The organism is Variovorax raffinosi (assembly GCF_051216615.1).
In the GTDB taxonomy this organism is placed as follows: Bacteria; Pseudomonadota; Gammaproteobacteria; order Burkholderiales; family Burkholderiaceae_C; genus Variovorax.
In genome coordinates this window covers 314,408-335,608 of the sequence record NZ_JBPJZR010000003.1, presented here as the reverse complement: position 1 = coordinate 335,608, position 21,201 = coordinate 314,408, and the positions used below count along the sequence as shown (strand labels likewise).

The 21,201-nt window shown below is 64.1% G+C and carries 27 protein-coding genes; 19 read left to right on the top strand and 8 right to left on the bottom strand.

The annotated features are described in order from the left end of the window. Position 1 precedes the first annotated feature (1 nt). A complete protein-coding gene (locus ACSFB7_RS12695; protein ID WP_435470538.1) occupies positions 2 to 325 on the top strand; it encodes a DUF6172 family protein in 324 nt (107 codons plus the stop codon). Positions 326 to 338: 13 nt separating this feature from the next. On the opposite strand, the gene ACSFB7_RS12690 is transcribed toward ACSFB7_RS12695, so the two are convergent. The 3 genes from ACSFB7_RS12690 to mfd form a co-directional block, all read right to left on the bottom strand. After that, positions 339 to 1,409, bottom strand: a complete 1,071-nt coding sequence (locus tag ACSFB7_RS12690; protein ID WP_435470536.1) for an Ldh family oxidoreductase — start codon at positions 1,407 to 1,409, stop codon at positions 339 to 341. 337 nt (positions 1,410 to 1,746) lie between these two features. Continuing rightward, complete coding sequence (serB, locus tag ACSFB7_RS12685) at positions 1,747 to 2,457, bottom strand: phosphoserine phosphatase SerB (protein ID WP_435470534.1); 711 nt, start codon at positions 2,455 to 2,457, stop codon at positions 1,747 to 1,749. Continuing rightward, complete coding sequence (gene mfd, locus ACSFB7_RS12680; RefSeq protein WP_435470532.1) at positions 2,454 to 5,936, bottom strand: transcription-repair coupling factor; 3,483 nt, start codon at positions 5,934 to 5,936, stop codon at positions 2,454 to 2,456. Before mfd ends, serB begins: the two co-directional genes overlap by 4 nt. Positions 5,937 to 6,052: 116 nt before the next feature. Between mfd and ispD the strand changes: the two genes are divergently transcribed. Both ispD and ispF read left to right on the top strand, forming a co-directional pair. Next, complete coding sequence (ispD, locus tag ACSFB7_RS12675; protein ID WP_435470530.1) at positions 6,053 to 6,775, top strand: 2-C-methyl-D-erythritol 4-phosphate cytidylyltransferase; 723 nt, start codon at positions 6,053 to 6,055, stop codon at positions 6,773 to 6,775. Continuing rightward, positions 6,772 to 7,263 (top strand): 2-C-methyl-D-erythritol 2,4-cyclodiphosphate synthase, encoded by a 492-nt coding sequence (gene ispF / locus ACSFB7_RS12670; protein ID WP_435470529.1) that lies wholly within the window; start codon positions 6,772 to 6,774, stop codon positions 7,261 to 7,263. Before ispD ends, ispF begins: the two co-directional genes overlap by 4 nt. Positions 7,264 to 7,288: 25 nt before the next feature. Here the strand turns inward: ispF and ACSFB7_RS12665 are convergent, their stop codons facing one another. Together ACSFB7_RS12665 and ompR are read right to left on the bottom strand one after the other, a co-directional pair. Then, the gene (locus ACSFB7_RS12665; RefSeq protein WP_435470527.1) at positions 7,289 to 8,713 is read right to left on the bottom strand and encodes a sensor histidine kinase; all 1,425 of its coding nucleotides are present in this window, start codon (positions 8,711 to 8,713) and stop codon (positions 7,289 to 7,291) included. A 74-nt stretch (positions 8,714 to 8,787) separates the two neighbouring features. Continuing rightward, positions 8,788 to 9,519 (bottom strand): osmolarity response regulator transcription factor OmpR, encoded by a 732-nt coding sequence (gene ompR, locus ACSFB7_RS12660; protein ID WP_007837017.1) that lies wholly within the window; start codon positions 9,517 to 9,519, stop codon positions 8,788 to 8,790. 194 nt (positions 9,520 to 9,713) lie between these two features. Here ompR and ACSFB7_RS12655 point away from each other — a divergent pair, with 194 nt between their 5' ends. Continuing rightward, on the top strand, positions 9,714 to 10,052 hold the full coding sequence (locus ACSFB7_RS12655) for a hypothetical protein (protein ID WP_435470525.1): 339 nt from the start codon (positions 9,714 to 9,716) through the stop codon (positions 10,050 to 10,052). Between the two features lie 51 nt (positions 10,053 to 10,103). Next, positions 10,104 to 10,811 carry an SIMPL domain-containing protein gene (locus ACSFB7_RS12650; protein ID WP_435470523.1) on the top strand — a complete coding sequence of 236 codons (708 nt, stop codon included), beginning with the start codon at positions 10,104 to 10,106 and terminating at the stop codon, positions 10,809 to 10,811. A gap of 27 nt (positions 10,812 to 10,838) precedes the next feature. Here ACSFB7_RS12650 and ACSFB7_RS12645 read toward each other — a convergent pair whose 3' ends face one another. Both ACSFB7_RS12645 and ACSFB7_RS12640 read right to left on the bottom strand, forming a co-directional pair. Next, entirely contained in the window at positions 10,839 to 11,609 is a 771-nt protein-coding gene (locus ACSFB7_RS12645) for a 3-hydroxybutyrate dehydrogenase (RefSeq protein WP_435470521.1), read from the bottom strand. Positions 11,610 to 11,630: 21 nt separating this feature from the next. After that, positions 11,631 to 11,906: a helix-turn-helix domain-containing protein gene (locus ACSFB7_RS12640; RefSeq protein ID WP_435470519.1), complete on the bottom strand. Its 276-nt coding sequence runs from the start codon at positions 11,904 to 11,906 to the stop codon at positions 11,631 to 11,633. 219 nt (positions 11,907 to 12,125) lie between these two features. Here ACSFB7_RS12640 and ACSFB7_RS12635 point away from each other — a divergent pair, with 219 nt between their 5' ends. The 12 genes from ACSFB7_RS12635 to ACSFB7_RS12580 all read left to right on the top strand — a co-directional run bounded on the left by ACSFB7_RS12635 (position 12,126) and on the right by ACSFB7_RS12580 (position 19,075). Then, positions 12,126 to 12,341: a hypothetical protein gene (locus ACSFB7_RS12635; RefSeq protein WP_435470517.1), complete on the top strand. Its 216-nt coding sequence runs from the start codon at positions 12,126 to 12,128 to the stop codon at positions 12,339 to 12,341. Further along, a complete protein-coding gene (locus tag ACSFB7_RS12630) occupies positions 12,338 to 12,550 on the top strand; it encodes a hypothetical protein (RefSeq protein WP_435470515.1) in 213 nt (70 codons plus the stop codon). The genes ACSFB7_RS12635 and ACSFB7_RS12630 overlap by 4 nt, the downstream gene beginning before the upstream one ends. Before the next feature lie 74 nt (positions 12,551 to 12,624). Continuing rightward, complete coding sequence (locus ACSFB7_RS12625; protein ID WP_435470513.1) at positions 12,625 to 13,017, top strand: hypothetical protein; 393 nt, start codon at positions 12,625 to 12,627, stop codon at positions 13,015 to 13,017. Between the two features lie 484 nt (positions 13,018 to 13,501). Next, complete coding sequence (locus ACSFB7_RS12620; RefSeq protein WP_435470511.1) at positions 13,502 to 14,695, top strand: replication initiation factor domain-containing protein; 1,194 nt, start codon at positions 13,502 to 13,504, stop codon at positions 14,693 to 14,695. A gap of 23 nt (positions 14,696 to 14,718) precedes the next feature. Next, positions 14,719 to 15,078: a hypothetical protein gene (locus tag ACSFB7_RS12615; protein ID WP_435470509.1), complete on the top strand. Its 360-nt coding sequence runs from the start codon at positions 14,719 to 14,721 to the stop codon at positions 15,076 to 15,078. Between the two features lie 5 nt (positions 15,079 to 15,083). After that, entirely contained in the window at positions 15,084 to 15,347 is a 264-nt protein-coding gene (locus ACSFB7_RS12610; RefSeq protein WP_435470507.1) for a hypothetical protein, read from the top strand. Next, complete coding sequence (locus ACSFB7_RS12605) at positions 15,347 to 15,562, top strand: hypothetical protein (protein ID WP_435470505.1); 216 nt, start codon at positions 15,347 to 15,349, stop codon at positions 15,560 to 15,562. The genes ACSFB7_RS12610 and ACSFB7_RS12605 overlap by 1 nt, the downstream gene beginning before the upstream one ends. Next, positions 15,555 to 15,752, top strand: a complete 198-nt coding sequence (locus ACSFB7_RS12600; protein WP_435470503.1) for a hypothetical protein — start codon at positions 15,555 to 15,557, stop codon at positions 15,750 to 15,752. The genes ACSFB7_RS12605 and ACSFB7_RS12600 overlap by 8 nt, the downstream gene beginning before the upstream one ends. 12 nt (positions 15,753 to 15,764) lie before the next feature. Beyond that, positions 15,765 to 15,977 carry a major capsid protein gene (locus ACSFB7_RS12595; RefSeq protein ID WP_435470501.1) on the top strand — a complete coding sequence of 71 codons (213 nt, stop codon included), beginning with the start codon at positions 15,765 to 15,767 and terminating at the stop codon, positions 15,975 to 15,977. Positions 15,978 to 17,003: 1,026 nt separating this feature from the next. Beyond that, complete coding sequence (locus ACSFB7_RS12590; protein ID WP_435470499.1) at positions 17,004 to 17,549, top strand: virulence factor TspB C-terminal domain-related protein; 546 nt, start codon at positions 17,004 to 17,006, stop codon at positions 17,547 to 17,549. A 3-nt stretch (positions 17,550 to 17,552) separates the two neighbouring features. Continuing rightward, the gene (locus tag ACSFB7_RS12585) at positions 17,553 to 17,861 is read left to right on the top strand and encodes a DUF2523 family protein (protein WP_435470497.1); all 309 of its coding nucleotides are present in this window, start codon (positions 17,553 to 17,555) and stop codon (positions 17,859 to 17,861) included. After that, a complete protein-coding gene (locus ACSFB7_RS12580; RefSeq protein ID WP_435470495.1) occupies positions 17,858 to 19,075 on the top strand; it encodes a zonular occludens toxin domain-containing protein in 1,218 nt (405 codons plus the stop codon). Before ACSFB7_RS12585 ends, ACSFB7_RS12580 begins: the two co-directional genes overlap by 4 nt. 67 nt (positions 19,076 to 19,142) lie before the next feature. Here ACSFB7_RS12580 and ACSFB7_RS12575 read toward each other — a convergent pair whose 3' ends face one another. Continuing rightward, positions 19,143 to 19,367, bottom strand: a complete 225-nt coding sequence (locus ACSFB7_RS12575) for a hypothetical protein (protein ID WP_435470493.1) — start codon at positions 19,365 to 19,367, stop codon at positions 19,143 to 19,145. Positions 19,368 to 19,520: 153 nt separating this feature from the next. Here ACSFB7_RS12575 and ACSFB7_RS12570 point away from each other — a divergent pair, with 153 nt between their 5' ends. Both ACSFB7_RS12570 and ACSFB7_RS12565 read left to right on the top strand, forming a co-directional pair. Continuing rightward, on the top strand, positions 19,521 to 20,147 hold the full coding sequence (locus ACSFB7_RS12570; RefSeq protein ID WP_435470491.1) for a recombinase family protein: 627 nt from the start codon (positions 19,521 to 19,523) through the stop codon (positions 20,145 to 20,147). A gap of 24 nt (positions 20,148 to 20,171) precedes the next feature. Beyond that, a complete protein-coding gene (locus ACSFB7_RS12565) occupies positions 20,172 to 21,170 on the top strand; it encodes an alpha/beta fold hydrolase (protein WP_435470489.1) in 999 nt (332 codons plus the stop codon). Positions 21,171 to 21,201: the final 31 nt, after the last annotated feature.

Here is a 21,201-nt window from a genome sequence, read left to right as displayed (position 1 = left end):
CATGAGAAAAACCTTTCAGCTCCAGGTCGAGGGCAAGCACCCCGACCGGCTTCTTGAAGCCATCAAACACGAGATTCGCAAGTACATCAAGCGCGAACGCCGGCGCGTTCTGCCCGAAGGTTCCGACTTCTGGGACTTCGATTGCAAGTTCGGCGCGGCCGAAGAATCCGCCGAAGTCGTGCATCTTTCCGCCATCACCGGCCTGATCGACGGTGTGGTCAAGGAAGCCGGCAAGCAGTTTTATGTCGAGGTCGTGGCCAAGCCCGGCAAGCGCGCACCGCGCCAGCCCGGCGAACGGGCGGAAGAGCCGCCCGAAAAAGACTGACAGCCAGCCTTCTTCAGACCACCAGCGCGCGGGCCAGCGCCAGCCCGTGGCGCTGTTCCGCCTCCTGCAGCGAACGCGCAATCGACGGGTGCAGCCGCACTCCGTTCTTCGACTGCCCCTCCCGACGCTTCAAACCGCCTTCGCCCGGCAGCCGTACCGGCTTTGCAGGGTCGATGGGCGTGTTGTCCCGGCACTGGGCCGCCACATGGTCCATCTGCCGCAGGAAGGCTTCCTTGCCGCCGAAGGCATGCAGGTCGTGCAGCGTGATGTGCACGGTGGCGCCCCAGCCCTCTGGCGGGTCCGCACGGCCAAAGCCGGCCAGGCCGCCGGTCAATGTTTCCACCAGCAGCGCCATGCCGTAGCCCTTGTGGCCGTGGCTCAGGCCACCGACCGGCAGCAGCGTGCCGGGCGGCTGGTCGAACAGCACCTGCGGGTTGTTCGACGGCTTGCCGGCCGCGTCGATCAGCCATTCCTCGGCAAAGGTCTCGCCGGCCGCGCGCTTGCGGTTGCTCATGCCGTTGGTGGTGATCGAGGCCGAGATGTCGACCATCACGCCACCTTGCGACAGCGGAAAGCCCATCGCCAGCGGATTCGGCGTGAACACCGCCTGCGTGCCGCCGAAGGGCGCGACGCTGGCCGTGTTGGGGTCGGAGCAGGCCAGCAGCATCAGCATGTCTTCCTGCAGCGCGCGCAGCATGTAGACGGCTAGGCAGGCGATATGGTGGCTGCGGCGGATGACCAATGAGGCGGTGCCAAGTTCACGCGCACGCGGAATCAGTAGGTCCATGCCCTGGTCCATGAGCCAGGGGCCGGGCAGGCGCTTGCCGTCCCACAGCACGGCGGCGGGGCGGTCGGACAGCACTTCGGGGGCGCCCTCGCGGGTCATGCCGCCGGATTCGATTTCCTTCACGTAGCCGGCCAGCAGCGCCAGGCCGTGGGTGTCGTGGCCGAGCAGGTCGCCTTCGACCAGCGTGCGCGCGACGCTGTCTGCCATCGATGCCGCGAGCCCGGCTTTTTGCAGCAGGGCGCTGGCGTAGTCCTGGAGTGCGTCGGCGCGGTAGAGCGGGGCGGTTGCTGTGGTCATGTTGTTGTCTCCTTTATTTGCTTGTGTTCAGGGCTCTTGTTCAGGGCTTGTGTTCGGGGCGAGTGCGAATGACACCAGGTGCTCCCCTCCGCGAATGTCCCCCGCTTCGCTCCTCCTTTATTTCGCTGCGGGGAGCACCTGGCGTCATTCGCACATGGACGCGCTGCTGGCGATCGCCGATCAACAAGTGCTCTGAGCGCTCACGTCGATACGGGGCTCTTTTTCGCGAAATAAAGGAGGAGCGAAGCGGGGGACATTCGCGAAAAAGAGCACCGTGTCGGCGTGAGCGACGCCCTGAACAACAGCGCCAAAACGCATCAGACAAAAAAGCGAGGTGTCACTTGACGATATCCAGCAACCGATCAAGCCCGCCTTCATTGATGGCGACCATGGCCTGTTCGCGCACCTTCGGCTTGGCGTGATAGGCCACCGAGAGACCGGCCTCGCCCATCATCGGCAGGTCGTTCGCACCGTCGCCCACTGCGATCGTTTCCTGCGCAGAGATACCCATCAGCGAGGCAATTTCGAGCAGCGTGCGACGCTTCTCGGCGCCGTCGCAGATGTCGCCCCAGCTCTGCGTGACGACCTGTCCGGTGAGATGGCCGTTGGCTTCGTCCAGCAGGTTGGAGCGCGCGAAGTCGATGCCCAGCCGCTCCTTCACGCGGTTCGCGAAGAAGGTGAATCCACCCGACACCAGCAGCACCTTGAGGCCGGCCTTCTTGCAGGCAGCGACCAGCTCGGTAGCGCCCGGGTTGAGCTTCAACCGCTCGTCGTACACCTGCTGCAGCGCCGCGACAGGCACGCCCTGCAGCAGCGCCACGCGGCGGCGCAGGCTTTCCTTGAAGTCCTTGATCTCGCCGCGCATCGTGGCTTCGGTGATCGCGGCCACCTCGGCCTTCTTGCCGACGGCATCGGCGATCTCGTCGATGCATTCGATGTTGATCAGCGTCGAGTCCATGTCGAACGCGATCAGCTTGAAGTTGGCCAGAACCAGCGGCGGCTTCACGCGCTGGATGACGAGGCCGGGGGAGATTTCTGTAGCGCTCATGCGGGGGCAGGTTCCTTGACGAGGGGTTGACCGAGGCTGCGCAGCACATCGCGCACCATCTGCGCACGCTCCTTCGGCTCTTTCAGTTCGCGCTCGATGCGCAGCTTTTCGTTGCCGGCGAGCTTGATGTGCTTGTTCTTCTGGATCAGCTGGATGATGGCCATCGAATCGACCGGCGGATCCTTCTTGAAGGTGATGTTGATGATGCCCGGCGCCGCATCGACCTTCACCACGCCATACGGCCGTGCCAGCACGCGCAGCCGGTGCGTGTCGATCAGCGTCTGCGCCTGCGGCGGCAGCTTGCCGAAGCGGTCGACGATTTCTTCGAGCAGCGTGTCGATCTGGTCGGGCGTCTTCGCGGTGGCCAGCTTCTTGTAGAACGACAGCCGCAGGTGCACGTCGCCGCAGTAGTCGTCGGGCAGCAAGGCCGGGGCGTGCAGGTTGATCTCGGTCGTGACCGACAGCGGCGACAGCAGGTCGGGCTCCTGCCCGGCCTTGAGCGCGCGCACGGCCTCGCTCAGCATCTCGTTGTAGAGCTGGAAGCCGATCTCCATCATGTTGCCGCTCTGGTTCTCGCCGAGCACTTCGCCCGTGCCGCGAATCTCCAGGTCGTGCATCGCGAGGTAGAAGCCCGAGCCCAGTTCTTCCATCTGCTGGATGGCGTCGAGCCGCTGCGCGGCCTGCTTGGTCAGGCCCTCGGTGTCCGGCACCATCAGGTAGGCATAGGCTTGGTGGTGCGAGCGACCGACGCGGCCGCGCAACTGGTGCAACTGCGCCAGGCCGAACTTGTCGGCGCGGCTCATCACGATGGTGTTGGCGGTCGGCACGTCGATGCCGGTCTCGATGATGGTCGAGCACAGCAAGAGGTTGTAGCGCTGCGCCACGAAGTCGCGCATGACGCGTTCCAGCTCGCGCTCGGGCATCTGGCCGTGGGCCACGGCGATGCGGGCCTCGGGAAGAATCTCTTCGAGCTTCTGGCGGCGGTTCTCGATGGTCTCGACCTCGTTGTGCAGGAAGTAGACCTGCCCGCCGCGCTTCAACTCGCGCAGCACGGCTTCGCGGATCACGCCCGTGCCTTCGTTGCGCACGAAGGTCTTGATGGCAAGGCGCCGCTGCGGCGCGGTGGCGATCACGCTCAGATCGCGCAGGCCCTCGAGCGCCATGCCCAGCGTGCGCGGAATCGGCGTGGCGGTGAGCGTGAGCACGTCGACCTCGGCGCGCATGGCCTTCATCGCCTCTTTGTGGCGCACGCCGAAGCGATGTTCCTCGTCGATGATGAGCAGGCCCAGGTTCTTGAACTTGATCGATGGCGACAGCAGCTTGTGCGTGCCGACCACGATGTCGACCTGGCCCTCGGCCAGCCCCTTGGCAGCAGCCGAAATTTCCTTGGCGGAGCGGAAGCGGCTCATCTCGGCCACCTTCACCGGCCACTTGGCGAAACGGTCGACCAGCGTCTGGTAGTGCTGTTCGGCCAGCAGCGTGGTCGGCGCAAGAAAGGCCACCTGCTTGCCGCCGGTGACGGCGATGAAGGCGGCGCGCAGCGCCACTTCGGTCTTGCCGAAGCCCACGTCGCCGCACACGAGGCGGTCCATCGGCTGCGGCGAGATCATGTCCTGCACCACCGCGTGGATCGCGGCCTTCTGGTCGGCGGTTTCCTGGAAGCCGAAGTCGTTGGCGAACACCTCGTAGTCGGCGGCCGAGTAGCGGAAGGCATGGCCTTCGCGCGCGGCACGGCGGGCGTAGATGTTGAGCAGCTCGGCGGCGGAGTCCCGCACCTGCTCGGCCGCCTTGCGCTTGGCCTTTTCCCATTGGCCGGAGCCCAGCCTGTGCAGCGGCGCTTCGTCGGCGCTGACGCCGGTGTAGCGGCTGATCTGGTGCAGTTGCGAGACGGGCACATAGAGCGTGGCCTTGTCGGCGTACTCCAGGTGCAGCATTTCCTGCAGCAGCGGCTTGCCTTCGGCATCGTTGCCTTGCCCCAGGTCCATGTGGATCAGGCCCCGGTAGCGGCCGATGCCGTGCGCGGAGTGGACCACCGGGTCGCCGACGTTCAGCTCCGACAGGTCCTTGATGAGCGCTTCGACGTCGCTGACCTGTTCCTGCTTCTTGTTGCGGCGCCGGGTGGTCGGCGCGGTGGCGAACAGCTCGGTCTCGGTGACGAGGTCGATGCCCTGCTCGCGCCACGCAAAGCCCGAGGCCAGCGCGGCGGTGGCGATGCCGATCTTTTCGTCGGGCGAGGCCTCGAACTCGGCCAGCGAGTCGAAGGCCGGCGGGCTCACACCGCTGGCGCGCAGGAAGTCGAGCAGGCTCTCGCGGCGGCCGTCGCTTTCGGCGATCAGCAGCACGCGGTGCGGCGTGGATTGGATGTGGGCCTTCAGGCCGACCAGCGGGTCTTCGGCACCGCGCACCACCGCGAAAGGCGGCAGCTTGTCGAATTCGGCGTAGGGCGTTTCGGTGGGCACGTCGCCGCGAATGGCGAGCTGGGCGTGCGGCTTGGCACGCTGGTAGAACTGCTCGGCGTTCAGGAACAGCGCTTCGGGCGGCAGCGCCGGGCGTTCGGGGTCGCCTTGCACCAGTCGGTAGCGCTCGTTCGTGTCCTGCCAGAAATGCTGGAACGCGGGCTCCAGGTCGCCGTGCAGCACGATGGTGGCGTCGGGGCCGAGGTAGTCGAACACCGTGGCCGTCTCGTCGAAGAACAGCGGCAGGTAGTACTCGATGCCGGCGGTGGCCACACCGTTGCCCATGTCCTTGTAGATGCGGCTCTTGGTCGGGTCGCCTTCGAGCAGCTCGCGCCAGCGGCTGCGAAAGCGCCCGCGGGCGTCGTCGTCCATCGGGAATTCGCGGCCCGGCAGCAGGCGCACTTCGGGCACCGGGTACAGGCTGCGCTGGGTGTCGGGGTCGAAGGTGCGGATGGTGTCGATCTCGTCGTCGAACAGGTCGACGCGAAACGGCACCAGCGAGCCCATCGGGAACAGGTCGATCAGGCCGCCGCGCACCGCGTATTCGCCGGGGCTTACCACCTGCGTCACGTGGCTGTAGCCGGCCAGCGTGAGCTGGGCCTTGAGCTTGGACTCCTCCAGCTTCTGCTTGGCCCTGAAATGGAAGGTGTAGCCGGCCAGGAAAGCCGGCGGCGCCAGCCGGTAGAGCGCGGTGGTGGCAGGCACCAGCACCACGTCCGCCTCTTTCTGGCTGATGCGCCAGAGGGTGGCCAGGCGCTCGCTGATCAGGTCCTGGTGCGGCGAGAAGCTGTCGTAGGGCAGCGTTTCCCAGTCGGGGAACAGGGCGCAGCGCAGGTCGGGTGCGAAGAAGGCGATCTCGTCGATGAGCCTCTGCGCGTCGTTGGCGTCGGCCGTGAACATCGCGGTGGCGCGGCCGGCGGCCTTCTCGCGCATGCCCAGTTGCGCGAGCAACAGGGCATCGGCCGACAACGGGGGACGCGGCAGCGTGAAGCGCTTGCCTGCCGTGAGATGGGGGAGGTCCATGGAGCGGTTCGGAAAATGCACAACACCCCGCGCCGGCTGGCGAGGGGTGTGCGAAGGGCAATTCTAGAATGGCGGCCCTTTATCCGCTTGTCGGCCATCGCCTCGTACAGGACCTCATGTCTTCTTCCCGACTTTTCGTGCTGATCCCCTGTGCCGGCTCCGGCCATCGCGCCGGACATGCCCAGTCCACGCCGCCCAAGCAGTACCGGCGCCTGGCCGGTCAGCCGATGGTGGCCCACACGCTGGAGGCTTTTCGTGCGCTGGCGAGCCGGTTCGCCGGGCTGGCGCTGGTGGTGTCGCCGGACGATCGCGATGTGGACGCGGCACTGCCGCGCTTTCCGGCACAGGGCGAGCACCTGCTGCGCATGGGCGGCCTGACCCGCGCGGCCACGGTGCGCAACGGCCTGCTGGCGCTGCGGCAGAAGGGTGCTGGCGCGCACGACTGGGTGCTGGTGCACGACGCGGCGCGCTGCCTCGTCACCTCGAGCCAGATCGAGGCACTGATCGCGGCCTGCGAGCACGATGCCGTCGGTGGCCTGCTGGCGCACCGGCTGGCCGACACGCTGAAGGTATCGACGACCGAAAGCCGCGTGGCCCAGACGCTGCCGCGCGCCGACAAATGGCTGGCGCAGACGCCACAGATGTTCCGCCTGGGCATGCTGCTCGATGCGCTGGAACGCGTGGGCGACACCGTGACCGACGAAGCCAGCGCCATCGAGGCCATCGGGCTGTCGCCGCTGCTGGTGCCGGGCAGCGCGCAGAACTTCAAGGTCACCTTTCCCGAAGACTTCGCATTGGCCGAGGCGGTTCTGCTCGGCCGCAAGAAAGCCATGGCATGACGACGAAGCCGTTCAACATCCGCGTCGGCGAAGGCTGGGACGTTCACCAGCTCGCCGAAGGGCGCAAGCTGATTCTGGGTGGCATCGAAGTGCCGCACATCACGGGCCTGCTGGGGCATTCGGATGCCGACGTGCTGCTGCACGCGATCACCGATGCGCTGCTGGGCGGTGCCGGGCTGGGCGACATCGGCCGGCACTTTCCCGACACCGATCCGCAGTTTCGTGGCGCCGATTCGGCGGTGCTGCTGGCCGAGGCGGCGCGCCGCGTGCGGGCGGCGGGCTGGGAGATCGGCAACGTCGACAGCACCGTGATCGCGCAGGCGCCCAAGCTCGCACCGCACATTCCGGCCATGTGCCTGCGCATTGCGGACACGCTGGGGCTTGCGGTCGATCAGGTGAACGTGAAGGCCAAGACGGCCGAAAAGCTCGGTCCGGTGGGTGAAGGCCGCGCGATGGAAGCGCGCGCGGCCGTCCTGCTGCACCGCTGAAACCCGCCCCGGCCCGGGGCAGGTGTCAGATCTTCTTGCCCGGCGCCAATTCCACCGGCTTGGGCGCCGGCTTGCCTTCGGGCATGGCGCGCGGCATGCGGATGTGCGCCGCAAGGCCACGCCCCGGCGTGCTGGTCAGCGCGAAGGTGCCGCCCATGCGCTCGATGTTCTTCGCCACGATCGACAGGCCCAGGCCGGCACCAGCGGCCGAAGTGCGCGCCGCGTCGCCGCGGAAGAAGGGCTTGGTCAGTTGCGAGAGCAGGGCGGGTTCGACGCCCGCGCCGTGGTCGCGCACCTTGATCAGCACCGCGTCGTTGTTGGCCTGCGCCTGGATCGTGACGTCGGCCACGCCGGTGGACGGCGTCTTGCCGTAGCGCCGCGCGTTCTCGACAAGGTTGGAGATCACGCGCGTGAGCTCGACCTCGTCGCCCAGCACCCGCAGGTCGGCGGGCACGTCGACGGTGATGTTCATCTCTTCGTAGTCCTGCACCGCGTAGGTACAGGCATCGACCACGTCGCGCAGCAGCACGGGGCGCGGATCGACATGGTCCGGGCGGGCGTAGTCGAGGAACTTGTCGATGATCGCGTCGAGCTGGGCGATGTCGGCGGCCATATGGTCGCGCGCATCTTCGTCGGCCACACTCATCTCGGTTTCGAGCCGAAGGCGCGCGAGCGGCGTGCGCAGGTCGTGCGAGATGCCGGCCAGCATGATGGCGCGGTCTTGTTCGATCTTGGCGAGCTGGTCGGCCATGCGGTTGAAACCGATGTTGACCGCGCGGATCTCGTTGGTGCGGGCGCGTTCGTCGAGCCGGTGCGCCTCGTACTCGCCTTCGCGCACCTGCATCGTCGCGCGCGACAGCTGCTTGAGCGGCAGGTTGATGAGCCGAGTGATCAGCGCCGCGCCGGCCAGCGACAGTGCCATCGCCGTGCTCAGCCACACCAGCCACGTGCGTCCGCCCACGCGGCTGAAGCGCGTGGGGTCGAGCAGCAGCCAGTAGGTGTCGCTCTCGATGGTGAAGCCGATCCACAGGCCCGCTTCGTCGTTCACGCGGCTGGCCACCGTGGTGCCTTCACCGAGCTGGTCGATCAGCTCTTCGGTCACGCGCAGGTCGAGCGCGCCGCTGGTGTAGGGCTGGAAGCGGTCGTTGGGCTCGCGCGGCAGGATGCGCACGCCTTCCTGGTCGGCCAGCGTCTTGATCAGCGACACCCGGGTGATGGCGTCCGAATACACCAGCGCTGCGCGCGTGAGGTTCACGAGCGATGCGATCTGGTGCGCGGTCTGAATGGCGCGCGGCTCGTATTCGAGCGAGCGGAAGGTCTGCAGCCACGCGACCGTGCAACCGATCAGCAGCAGTGCGAGCAGAAAGAAAGTGCGCCAGAAAAGGCTGAAGCCCAGCTTGAGGCCGGGGCGGCGGTCACGCGCGCCACTGCCCTCGAGAGGGCTTGGCATCGTGACCTGCGCGCCGTCCTCCTGCGCATGGCCGGGTCTGGCGGAATGGCCGATGGCCACCTGTCAACGGGGCGTCAGGCCGTGCCGTCCGGCACGAACACGTAGCCCACGCCCCAGACGGTCTGGATGTAGCGCGGCGCCGCGGCGTCGGACTCGACCAGCTTGCGCAGGCGCGAAATCTGAACGTCGAGGCTGCGGTCGAAGGGCTCGAACTCGCGCCCGCGCGCCAGCTGGGCCAGCTTTTCGCGCGACAGCGGTTGACGCGGATGGCGCACCAGCGCCTTCAGCATCGCGAACTCGCCGGTGGTCAGCGAGAGTTCTTCGCCATCCTTCTTCAGGGTGCGCGAGCCGAGGTCGAAGGCGAACGGACCGAAAGTGACGGTCTCGTTCTCCGTGGAGGGGGCGCCCGGCGCTTCGAGCGGCGGACGGCGGCGCAGCACCGCGTGCACACGGGCCAGCAGTTCGCGCGGGTTGAACGGTTTGCCGAGGTAGTCGTCGGCGCCGACTTCGAGGCCGACGATGCGGTCCACGTCTTCGCCCTTGGCGGTGAGCATGATGATCGGCGTGCGGTCGTTGGCGGCACGCAGGCGGCGGCAGACCGAGAGGCCGTCTTCGCCGGGCATCATCAGGTCGAGCACGATCAAATCGACCGTGTCGCGCAACAGGATGCGGTTGAGCGCCTTGCCGTCTTCGGCCACGATCACTTCAAAACCTTCCTGCGTCAGGTAGCGGCGCAGGAGGTCGCGGATGCGGGCGTCGTCGTCGACGATCACGATCTTGTCGGTGCGAGCGGGAACTTGAGTCATTTCTACAACGTTGAATTTGTAACAGGGCCGATTCTGAAGGCGTTAAGGCTTCGTTGAGCCAGATTTACTTATGGATTGACACTAAGTTACAAAACTTGCGGGCGCTCGCGTTCTGGTCATCAGACGTTTGCCCGGAGGTGGCAAAGTTCCCGGTTCCCAATGACTTTTGCTCAATGAGACACCCTTTATCTGCCTTGCCGTTCGTCCTCGCTTTCGCCTGCGGTCCGGCGCTGGCGGCTTCAGGTGATTTCTTCAGGGTCGGCGAGGTGCGCCGCAGCGAAGTCCGCGATGCGGTCGCCGCCCACCGGGCGGCGCAGCGGGAGGAAATCCGTCGCGAGGAGGCCGCCGCCGGCCGCCGGCTTACGGCGGCCGAACTCTTCGAGTTGCGGCAGCAGGTCCGTGGCCAGTGGACGCCGCCGGCCGTGGGGGTGTCATTGAATTCGGCAGAATCACAGCCGGCCGAGCGGATCGCACCGGTACCGCCGACTGCGGCCCGCCCGCTGAACGCAGCACCGCGCGGCCAACGCCCCTGAGGGCGTCGGCGCGGGGCTTGTCTTTCATTCCAACCAAGGGAGTACTTCGTCTTGAAGAACACAATCAAATTGCTCGCGGCCTGCGCCGCCCTGGCCGTGGCCGGCACCGCACTGGCCCAGAATGTCGTCACGCCAGCACCGCAGAACGTGCTTCAGCTCACGGCCTCCGGCACGGTCGAGGTCCAACAGGACATGCTGAGCATGACGCTCGTGACCACGCGCGACGCGGCCGATGCGGCCACCGTGCAGACGCAACTGAAGGCCGCGCTCGATGCCGCGCTCACCGAAGCCAAGAAGAATGCGCAGCCGGGCCAGCTCGATGTGCGCACCGGCAACTTCAGCCTGTCGCCGCGCTATTCGAAGGACGGCAAGATCAACGGCTGGCAGGGCTCGACCGAGCTGGTGCTGGAAGGGCGCGATTTCCCGCGCATCACCCAGACCGCCGGCCGCATCACCACGCTCGGCGTGGGCAACGTGGGCTTTGGCCTGAGCCGTGAGCAGCGCACCAAGACCGAAACCGAAGCGCAGAACATCGCCATCGAGAACTTCAAGCAGAAGGCTGCAGAGCTGGCCAAGGGCTTCGGCTTCGGCGGCTACACGCTGCGCGAGGTGTCGGTGAACGCGAACGACAACGGCCCGATCCACCCGCGCATGATGGCGATGCAGGCCAAGTCGTTCTCGGCCGATTCGGCCGTGCCGGTCGAAGCCGGCAAGACCAGCGTGGTCGTGAGCGTGTCGGGCTCGGTCCAGCTCAAGTAAAGAGGGCTTGTCCCGCTGGGCTACCCATTACTGGGCAGTCCAGCCGCCGTCCATGGCCCAGGCGACGCCTCGGACCTGGTCGGCCGCCGGTGAGCACAGGAAGACGGCAAGACCGCCCAGTTGCTCGACGGTCGTGAACTGCAGCGAAGGCTGCTTTTCTCCCAGCAGTTCGTTTTGCGCCTGCGCGGCCGTGATGCCTTCGCGTGCCGCGCGGTCGTCGATCTGCTTTTGCACCAGTTGCGTCAGCACCCAGCCAGGGCAGATTGCGTTGACCGTGACGCCCGTTGTTGCGGTTTCGAGTGCCACCGACTTGGTGAAGCCGACGATGCCGTGCTTGGCCGCCACGTAGGCCGACTTCTGCGCCGAGGCCACGAGGCCGTGTGCCGATGCGATGTTGATGACGCGGCCCCAGTTGGCTTCGCGCATCGCCGGAATTGCCAGCCGCGTCGTATGAAATGCGCTCGTGAGGTTGATTGCGATGATGGCGTCCCAACGTTCGGCGGGGAAGTCCTCGACCTTGGCGACATGCTGGATGCCGGCGTTGTTCACCAGGACATCCACACGGCCGAACTTCGATGCGGCGAACTTCATCATGTCTTCGATCTGGTCCGGCTTGCTCATGTCGGCGCCGTGGTATTCGGCGCGAACGCCGAGCGCTTCGATCTGCGCCTTGGGTGTTTCGGCATCGCCGAAACCATTGAGCACGATGTTCGCGCCTTGCTGGGCGAGGGACTTTGCGATGGCCAGGCCGATGCCACTGGTGGACCCCGTGACAAGCGCGGTTTTGCCTTTGAGCATGAAGATCAATCTCCGGATGAATTAGGAGCGAACCGACTCCATGCGCCGCGCCCAAAAGGATCGTTCTTCCTCTGGCGTGTTGACATAGGTGACGTTGTTCGCTGCGATGACTTTTTCGACTGGCTCGTGGATGCCTTCAGCGATTCGCACGATGGCCATGTCTGGCAGTCTGCTTCGACCGTTCATGTAGTTCGAGAAGGCTGAGGGCTTCAGACCCAGCGCGGTCGCCACGTCCTTGTCGAAGCGATAGCCCATCTTTGCCTTATAGGCGCCGACTATGGATTCAATTGCATTCATAGATGGTCCAACCTTGCAAAAATACATGTTTCTTGTGAAAATACATGAAACATAAATAAAAGAAGCTTTCTGACGATTAAGTTTACTTTAACCGGAGCCGCCATGCACCAACCCTGTCTTCTCGATTGCGCACTTCCAGCCGCTGAGGCCATCACTCAAGCTATGGCGGCTCCTGTGGTGGCTGGCTTGGAGGTGCGCTCTTCGCGAGGTCGTCGCGCCGTGCACGCCGATTCCGCTGCCCGCGTTCGTGCCCATCGTGCCAAGGGCGCTCGCATCGAGTTCGGCGACAAGTCGGAGATCAAGCAGACCATTGCCGAGATCGCCGACCAGCTCGGCTGTTCGGAAGCTGACGTCATGCGCTCGTTCACGCGCTTCGCGCTGACCAACCGCAACTGGAAGCAAGTCGGCTTGTACGGCTCGAAGGGCGCGCAATGACTGTCGCCGAAAAGCTCGAATGGAAGCGTCGCGCCCGCATGGCGATCTGCGCGCCCGTGCCTCCTAGCATCCGCGATGGCTCGGCTAATGCGTCATCGCAGTATCGCGACGATGCCGCCGTCTGTGCGGCTTTCGTTCGCCGTGGTGTCCAGCCCGACCGCGCCAAGGTGGCGTGCCTGCGCCTCGAAGGCGTGCAGGGGCTGCTGTGAGGCTCATTCCGAAGCATCAGATGGCTGGGTACGTCACGCCTCAATTGCGGCCTTGCTGCCGCAATTGCACGTTCATGACGGGCGAGGAAAACGGCCTGAACCAAGTGACCTACTGGTCCTGCCGCAAGCATGGTTTCGAGGTCCGCACGGGCGGCATTTGCCCGGACCATCCGCGCGCATCATCTGCGCCTGGCGTGGCGTCCCCACTTCGGGGACCGCGTGCCGTTGTGCACCAGGTCGAACAGTCCCCGGAATGGGGAAGCGCTGACCAGGTCGATGAGTCCCCGGATTGGGGAGAGATTAGCCAGGCTGAAGCGCTGCGCCGTCGTGGTGGCCTGACGGTCGCTCAGCACCGTCGAAAGATGGTGCTTGAAATGATCGCCCGCGAGGAGGCCTCCAGCGATCCGCAGCTGTTGCGCGCCGCCGCATTCCGTCGTCGCTCGCTCGGCATGGAGCCACGCGCATGACCTCCATGACCTCCATGACCGCCTACGAAGCCGCGCAGCGTGCCGTGCGCGCCTTTGCCTTCGCCTCGCCCCCTTCCTTGCCAAGCGGCTGTTCCGTGGCGTGCAGCCACGGCCTGTCCGACGCTGCGGCTCGAAGAGACGTAGCCCGCCAGCGGCCTGTGATCACCCTGAAGCGCGAGGGATCGGCTGTCGCGCAAGCGATTGAGACGCCGTACCCGGTGGCTCAACCCGAAGGGCTAGAGCCCGGTCCGCAGGACGCGCCCTCTGCTGATGGCGCATGCCTTCTGCAATGCCTGTACCTCGCTGATCACTGCGATCGCCACTGTGCTGGCTGCGAAGTCACGCGAGCACGCACGGGCAGCGCAGCGCAAGGAGGCAACGACGCTGCGCGGAGCGGCGCGGGCGAAGCGAGCGGGCGGCAGTGCGACAGGACCCCCGATGGTAATCACGGGGTATATCAAATTTCTGAAGGTGGGACGGGCATATGACGAAGGTCAAAGACAAGACTGCATTGGTGCTGGATGGCAATGTGGTGAAGGTTCGTTTGATGGCTGAACGCCAGGCATCGAACTCCATGGTGCATGTCGATTGGCTTCGCTTCACCGTCCGGTTGCGCAACGCGCCGCCGTTCCTCACTGACAAGCGCGCGGAGTCCACAAGCATCTGGGACGAAGGTTACAGGCTCAACAAGCTACTGAGCATCATCAACGAGCTGCCCGACCATGAGCGCGACGCATGCGGGCAAGCGGCAGACCTTGCTGACCGTGTGTGCATGGCCTTGGGCTTCGAATTCAACCGCGGGGCGGAAGCCCTCAAGGGTCATGACTTCTACAAGCGCCGCTGGCCCCTCCAGCGTAACGGCGCGGAGGTCGGTTGGGTCGGCTTCGGTGCGGCCTCAGACAGCCCTAAGCAGCGCGCACAGGCCGAGTCCCTCCACGTCAACCTGTACGGCGTTGCGTGCACGTTTGCAGAGCCCGGATGGGCTGAGCGCATGGCTAGGATCATTGACGAACTGGAAGGCAAGATCACTCGCGCTGACCTCGCACTTGACTTCTTCGATGGCTTTTCGGGCGGCATTGAGCGAGTGCTTGAAGAGTACAGAGCAGGCCTTTGCGACAGCTACGGCCATACCCCTGCACTGCGTGATATCAACTGGGCAAAGGGCTGTTCGCGGTCTCTGTACATCGGCTCCAAGGATGCTGGCAAAGAGACCAACATCTACGAAAAGGGCGATCAACTCTTCGGCGAGAAGGTCGGCAGCAAGTGGCTGCGGTTCGAACTGCGTTACGGCAACAAGGTGCGCGTGCTTGACACCGACCTGCTGCGCCGTCCGTCCGACTTCTTCGCCGGGGCAAGCGACTGGCACGCCGCCGTGCTACGCGAGGCTGGTGATGTTGCCGCGCCTGAGTACATCGCCTATACGCCGAAGCCTGCATTGATGCACGTCAAGGCCGAATGCACGCGCAATGCGCTGCATCTGCTGAACAACGCGGCCCCATCCATTGCGCTCGCGTTCAAGTACCTCACCGAAGAGCAGTTCCTTGAGCTGGTCACCGACAAGAAGCGCCCGAAGCGCCTTTCGACCTTCTCGCATGCCGACCTCTCTGAGGCCTACAGCGCTGCGTTTTCTCAATTCGTGGTTCCGCGATCTAGCCCAGTCGCGCAGAGCCTTCAATAACTCGGGCTTGGAGTAAATCAATCATGCGCATGCAAAGTGAATCGACCCTCTACGGCATCAAGCAATCGAAGGGCGACTATGAAGGCCGTGGCTTCGACAGCACCACGTTCCACCTCGATGCTGACATTGCCACCAACGGAAGCGGCGAAGCCGTCGGCATCAGCACCCGCCCGTTCAAGTTCGGCAAGTCCGACGAATTCGACAAGTGGAAGCACCTGGGCAAGTCGCTGCCGATTCGCGTCGTCTGCACGTTCGATGTGGTCGCTGCGTCGGACAACCAGACCAAGCTGACGCTGGTCGACATCAAGCCGATGGACATGGCTCGCGCAAATGCCGAAGCCGGTGTTCGTATCGCCAAGCCGGCCCCCGGCACCACGGCCTAACTGCCATGCGGCTCATTGTCCAAAGCTTGGCGACGGGGAAATTCCTCGCACCGTCTGCTGACGATGGTCAGCCGGAATGGGTGCGTTCCCTCGGTCAAGCGGGTGGCGGTGTGGTGGATGACGCGGAACGCGCCGTCCAGCTCGTGCACGACTGGGCCGATGCGGACCACCAAGCGGTGATTGTGGACCTCGACGTGCTCGGGACGGCCGACGACACCGACGAGCACCAATCGCAATTCGTTGCCGGTAACGGCGTAGGGGATAACTGATGCTCGGTTGTTTGATCAATGGTTGCGTGGTGCCCGAAGGTGAGCTAGCGCGCTTGGTGCTGTGGGCCATCGTGGTCGGCGTCGCCACCGGGGTCATGTTCTCCACGGTCATCAGCAAAGCGCTGGATCTGGCGTTGCTGGTGGTCGAACGCCGCCACCGCATCGAAGCCGCACGCACTCGCGATCACTCACAAGTGCCGTCGATCCATGGCTGACCCCACGGTCATCGATTGCTCTGCTGCGTGCACCGTCACGGTGGTGCATGAGCTGTCTATTCCGCCCTTTCAGCTCTCGCTTGAAAGTGGCCTCCAAATCTCGGTCGCGGTGATCGGGGTGTGGGCGTTGGGTTGGGCTCTCGGCCTGATCAAACGCCAAATCCAAACGTCCATGTCGGACAACAACTGAAAGGAATTTCTCATGAACAAGTTCGCTCGTGTCGCCCTCGTGGCTTCGCCTCTCGCCCTCCTGGGCAATCTGTCGCACGCCGCTGCTGGTGCTGCTGTCGATGTGACCGATGCGGTCGGCACCATCGGCGCGCAGCTCACTCCGGTCGGTCTGATCGGTGTGGCCATTCTCGGCGTCGTGGTGGCCGTGGCCGCCTTCGGCTGGATTCGCAAGGGCATCCACTAAGCATCGGTTTTGAAGCTCAGGGGGACGCCCCTGAGCCCTTTCCAAAGCGGCATCGGTGCTGCTTCGTAAAGGGGTCGCAATGGATCAGCTGGGGGTGTACGTGGTCGTCGCGTTGTTGGGGGCAGCATGGCTCATGTTCAGCGGTTGATCTTGGTGTTGCTGCTGGTGTTTGCTGGGTCAGCAGTTGCAGCGATTCCTCAACAGGCCGGTTGGCTGACCGGGGGGTCTCCGCCGTTTCCAACGTATCCGAATGGGACGCCAGGGGCGTCGAGGTGGGATGCGGACCGCACGGCTGGTTGCGTGGCGCAAAAGACGGCCTACATCGCGCAGTACAGCATCACGGGGGTATCCAGTCATAGCGTGCCGGGAGACCCGTCAGACAATGGATGCTCGTTCTTCACGACGATGCGCAGCGGCGTTCGCGTCAGTTTTTCATCAGTCGCGCTGAAGCAGTGTCCCGCGAACAGTACCGGTACCACGTCTTGTACTTGCAGTGTCGGGTACGTCGAGGACCCAACTAAGACCTCGTGCATTCCCAAGCCTGATGAGTGCGTACAACTTGCTGGTAAGGCGGCCGGTTCGAGGAACTGGAACGGCACTCAGGACTCTTTCACGTTCTGCGACGGCTGGAACGATATCGGCAGTGGCAAGTGCACAGCGACTGCGTGGAAGCAACTGAGCTGGGAGGACCCCAAGGGCTCGGGTAAGTATGTGTCGCAAGGTGATGCTGTGTACACGGGCAACCGAGCTACCTCGTGTACAGGCACGGGTGGGAGTGGTAGCGATCCAGCCGGCTCAACGCCGACGCCTGATAAGAATCCGCCAGTCAAGCCTGCCCCCGGGGAGGCTGCGCCAGCACCATGCCCGCCAGGTCAAGCTGCTGGGGATGTGAGCGGCACTCGTATTTGCGCGCCGGTCGGTTCCGACGTGCCGAAGTCGTCGACGGATAGCACCACTACGAAGAATCCGGATGGGAGCACTACGAAGTCGGACACCAAGACCGATTGCACTGGCAAGGATTGCACTGTGACGAAGGTCGATTGCACGACTGTTGCCGGTGCCGCAAGCGCTGACTGCAAGACGACCAGCACGACGTCTGATCAATCGGGTTTTTGCGGGAAAAGTGAGAACAAGGGCAACAAGGTGTGCCAAGGGCAGGGCGATGGTACGGGCTCTGGCTTTAGCGGGAATTGCGCCGCTGGGTTTGTAGCAAAGGGTGAGGACGCGGTGCTGAATGCGATGGCTCAGGAGCAGTACACCCGCAACTGCCAGTTCTTCGATACAACGGGCCCGGTGTCGCAGCAGTTCGCGGTCGAGTCCGCCAAGACAGGCGATCAGACAGGCAGCCTGCCCGGTAACTTCACGCAAGACCTGAGCGCTGGTGCCGATATGACCGACGCGCTCGGCGGTGGTGCTTGCCCGGCAGATCAAAACATTCCGATCACCGTTGGTGGTCGTACCTTCACGTTGTCTCTCGCGCTCTCGAAGTCTTGTCAGGGCTTGGAGTGGTTGGGCATCGCTCTTGTTGCCGCGACAGCCATCGCGTGCGCCTTCATCGTTTTCAGGGACTGACCTATGCCGTGGATCATTGCTGCCATTTGGACTGCTTTTCGGGCCATGTTGCCCTCGCTCACCGGCCAGCTTCTGCTCGCGCTCGGTATTGGTGTCGTCACCACCGTGGGCGTGAACGTGGGCATCAGTGCGTTCAAGTCTCAGATGCTTTCCGCGTTGCAGGGCTTGCCTGCGGTGTCTGTCCAGGTGCTGGGCTTGATGAAGGTCGGCGTGTGCGTCTCGATGCTGTTCGGTGCGCTCGTGTCCCGCATGGCACGAAAGGGCATGCAGGCCGCTGCTGGTGGTTCGATCAAGTCGTGGGTGAAGAAATGAGCGCGTTCCTCTGGTCATTCTGGCGTCCGCTGCTGCTCGCGCCGAAGCTTGGTTTTATTTACCTCACCACGGGCGCTAACGGTACCGGTAAGACCGCTTTCACGCTCAAGGCGGTCCGCGATATGCAGGTCAAGGACAACCGCCCTGTGTATTGGAATGGTCGCTTCGATCTGACTGAGGAGAAGCAAAAGGAATTCGGCTGGATCAAGATCGATGCCGATAAGTGGCAAGACGTGCCTGATGGGGCGATCTTCTTTTTCGATGAGTGCCACAACGACTTCCCCGATCGCAGCTCTGGCTCCAAGGTCCCCGAGCATGTCAAGATGCTTGGCGAGCATCGCAAGCGCGGCTTCGATTTCTTCCTGCTCACACAGCACCCCGGCAACATCGATCCGTTCATCCGCAAGATCATCGCCAGTCCGGGCTGGCACCGGCACCTCAAGCGCAATTTCGGTTCTTCGCTGATCAGCCACGTCGATTACCTTGCTGTGTGCGACCGGCCGGAGAAACCCGGTGCGGGAAAGGCTGGCACCGTCTCCATGAAGGCGCTGCCCAAGGACGTTTTCGGTTGGTACAAGTCCGCTGAACTGCATACCGCGAAGCTCAAGATTCCGCGTCAGGTCTGGGTCTTCCTCGCTGCGCTGGTTCTGATTCCGGTCTGCATCTACTTGACCTTCCAGTTTCTGCGCAAGTCCACTGCGCCGAAGGACGCGCAAGCTGCGGCGTCGTCGTCAGCCGCGGCTGGATCGGGGCAGGCCACCGCGCAGGGGCGCATCCGCACGGCGGGGGAATACATCGCCGACTATCAACCGCGCATTCCCTCGGTGATGCACACGGCGCCGGCCTACGACAAGCTTACGGAACCCAAGCGCGTTCCCGTGCCCGCCGCGTGCGTTCAGATGAAGTCCATCGGCTGCAAGTGCTATACCCAGGACGCCACGCCGTATCCGGTCGATCTGGCGATGTGTCAGCAGTTGGTTGCGCATGGGACGTTTCTCGCGTTCTTGCCCGAGGGGGACCGCAAGGTATCGGATGCGGCGTCAAAGCCTGCTGTAGGTCCGGAAACTGCTCTTCCTGCGCCTCCTGGCATCGTTTTGATCGATGGCGGCGGCAGTTCATCTGGGACGTCTACGACGGTTGCTGTCGCTCCGGCTGCGGACTCCAAGCCTCGCGTGCCGGCCGGTTCGAAGTGGTCGTTTCAGCCGGGCGGCTAGGCTTGTTTAGGGATGCGGTGCGGCGGTGGTATTGCTTCGATGAGATCGAATTTCGTTTCCGGTGTCTTCAGTCTGCGCGCATGTCGGGGAGTTGTGCGCTGATGTTCGGCTTGTTGCGTGCTGGTTCGCGGTTAGAGCGCAGGCCCTGTTGTGCATCGCGCATTCCGTCGCGCACGCCCCACCGGATTACGAGGTAGAGCAGGTACAGCATGATCAGTAGACCGATGATGCCTGCCGCTATTTCTGCGAGCCAGATTTGGGCAAGCATTCTGTCGAGCTCGGTTTGTCGCATCGCCTTCTCCTTTGCTGCAGTCTACAACTGCTTACTTTTGTGTGGTTGTTTTAGTTGGCTGCGTCTTGAGGCTGATGTGCGTCAGCGTGTTAGCTGTTGCCTATGACCGGTCAAATACGTTCATCTTTTGGCAATCTGCACGAGGGGTTTTAGATGCTTGTAGGGTATGCGCGTGTGTCCACCAGTGAACAAGAAACGCATTTGCAAATGGATGCTTTGCGCGCCGCGGGGGTAGAGCGGGTGTTTTCCGAAAAGGGTAGTTCGGTCGGCCCTCGGCCTGAGCTTCGGCGGGCTTTGTCCAGCATGTCCCGGGGCGACGTTCTGGTCGTCTGGAAGTTGGATCGGCTTTCTCGTGGGCTGAAGGATCTGCTGGATCTGTTGGATCAATTGAAGCTGAGCGGCTGCGGCTTCAAGTCGTTGACAGAGCCAATCGACACGACAAACCCGCTCGGTGTTTTCATGCTTCAGATTCTTGGAGCCGTGGCGCAGTTGGAGCGGTCGCTCATACGCCAGCGCGTTCTTGCTGGGCAGGTGTCTGCCTATCAGCGCGGGGTCAGATGGGGCGGGAGTTCTCGGAAGCTTGACGATGCGCAGGTCGAGGAGCTGCGTAGGCTTCGGGCTGATGGGTTCACCATCATGGAGCTGGCAGAGCTGTTCGGGATGGGGCGCTCAACCGTTTTCGACTATGTCAACGTTCGGAGGGTTAGCAAGCGTGAGCGGATGCCTGTGCTGGGCCCGTTGGTCGGTGGTGAGGCTGGGGTTTCTGGGCGGTCGCAGTGAGGATGAAAGTCCGGTTGAAGTAGGATGCGACGAACCCATTATCCGCACCAGGACCCCACTGTTTTCATGACCGAACCGACGCTTCATTACGTGGCGTGCGACGACGCCCAGGGCGGCCATCGCATGGCCTATTGGCAATGGGGCGACGCACGCAGTGCGCGTGTCGTGATCTGCGTGCACGGGTTGACGCGCCAGGGGCGCGACTTCGACGCGCTGGCCCAGGCCATCGTGGCGCGCGCCGGTGGCGATGTGCGCGTTGTCTGCCCCGACGTGGTGGGGCGCGGCCGCAGCGACTGGCTGCGCGATCCGGCCTTCTATCAAGTGCCGGTGTATGCGGCCGACATGGTCGCGCTGATTGCGCAACTGCAGCGCGAGCAGGCGATCGACACGCTCGACTACCTCGGCACCAGCATGGGTGGACTGATCGGCTTCGTGCTGGCGGGCCACAAGGAATTGCTGTTGGCGCGGCCGATACGGCGTTTCATCGCGAACGATGTCGGCCCGACGATCGAGCCTGCCGCCGTGCAACGCATCGGTGCCTATGTGGGGCAGAGCGGTCGCTTCGCCAGCGTGCAGGCGGCTGCGGATGCAATGTGGGCGCTGTCGACCACCTTCGGCCCGCACACGCCTGCTCAATGGCTGTCGCTGTCGCAGCACATGGTGGTGCCTGCCTCGCAACGCACGGCGGATGGTGCGGCCAAGGTCGATGCGGGCGACGACGACAAGGATTCCGGATCGTGGGTGCTTCACTACGACCCGGCCATCGGCGTTGCACTGCGTGCCATCACCCCCGAAGCCGCGGCGCAGGGCGGCGCGATCATGTGGAGCCTGTACGACGCCATCGATGCGCGCACATTGCTGCTGCGTGGCGCCGTCTCGGATCTGCTGTCGCGTGAAACGGCTTTGGCCATGACGCAGCGCGGCCCGCATGCAAAGCTGGTCGAGTTCGATGGCATTGGCCATGCGCCGACCCTGATCGATCCTGCACAGATCGCTGCCGTCACCGATTTCCTGTTCGATTGAGTGAGTGAAGCGTGAAGCGCGAGTCTTCGAG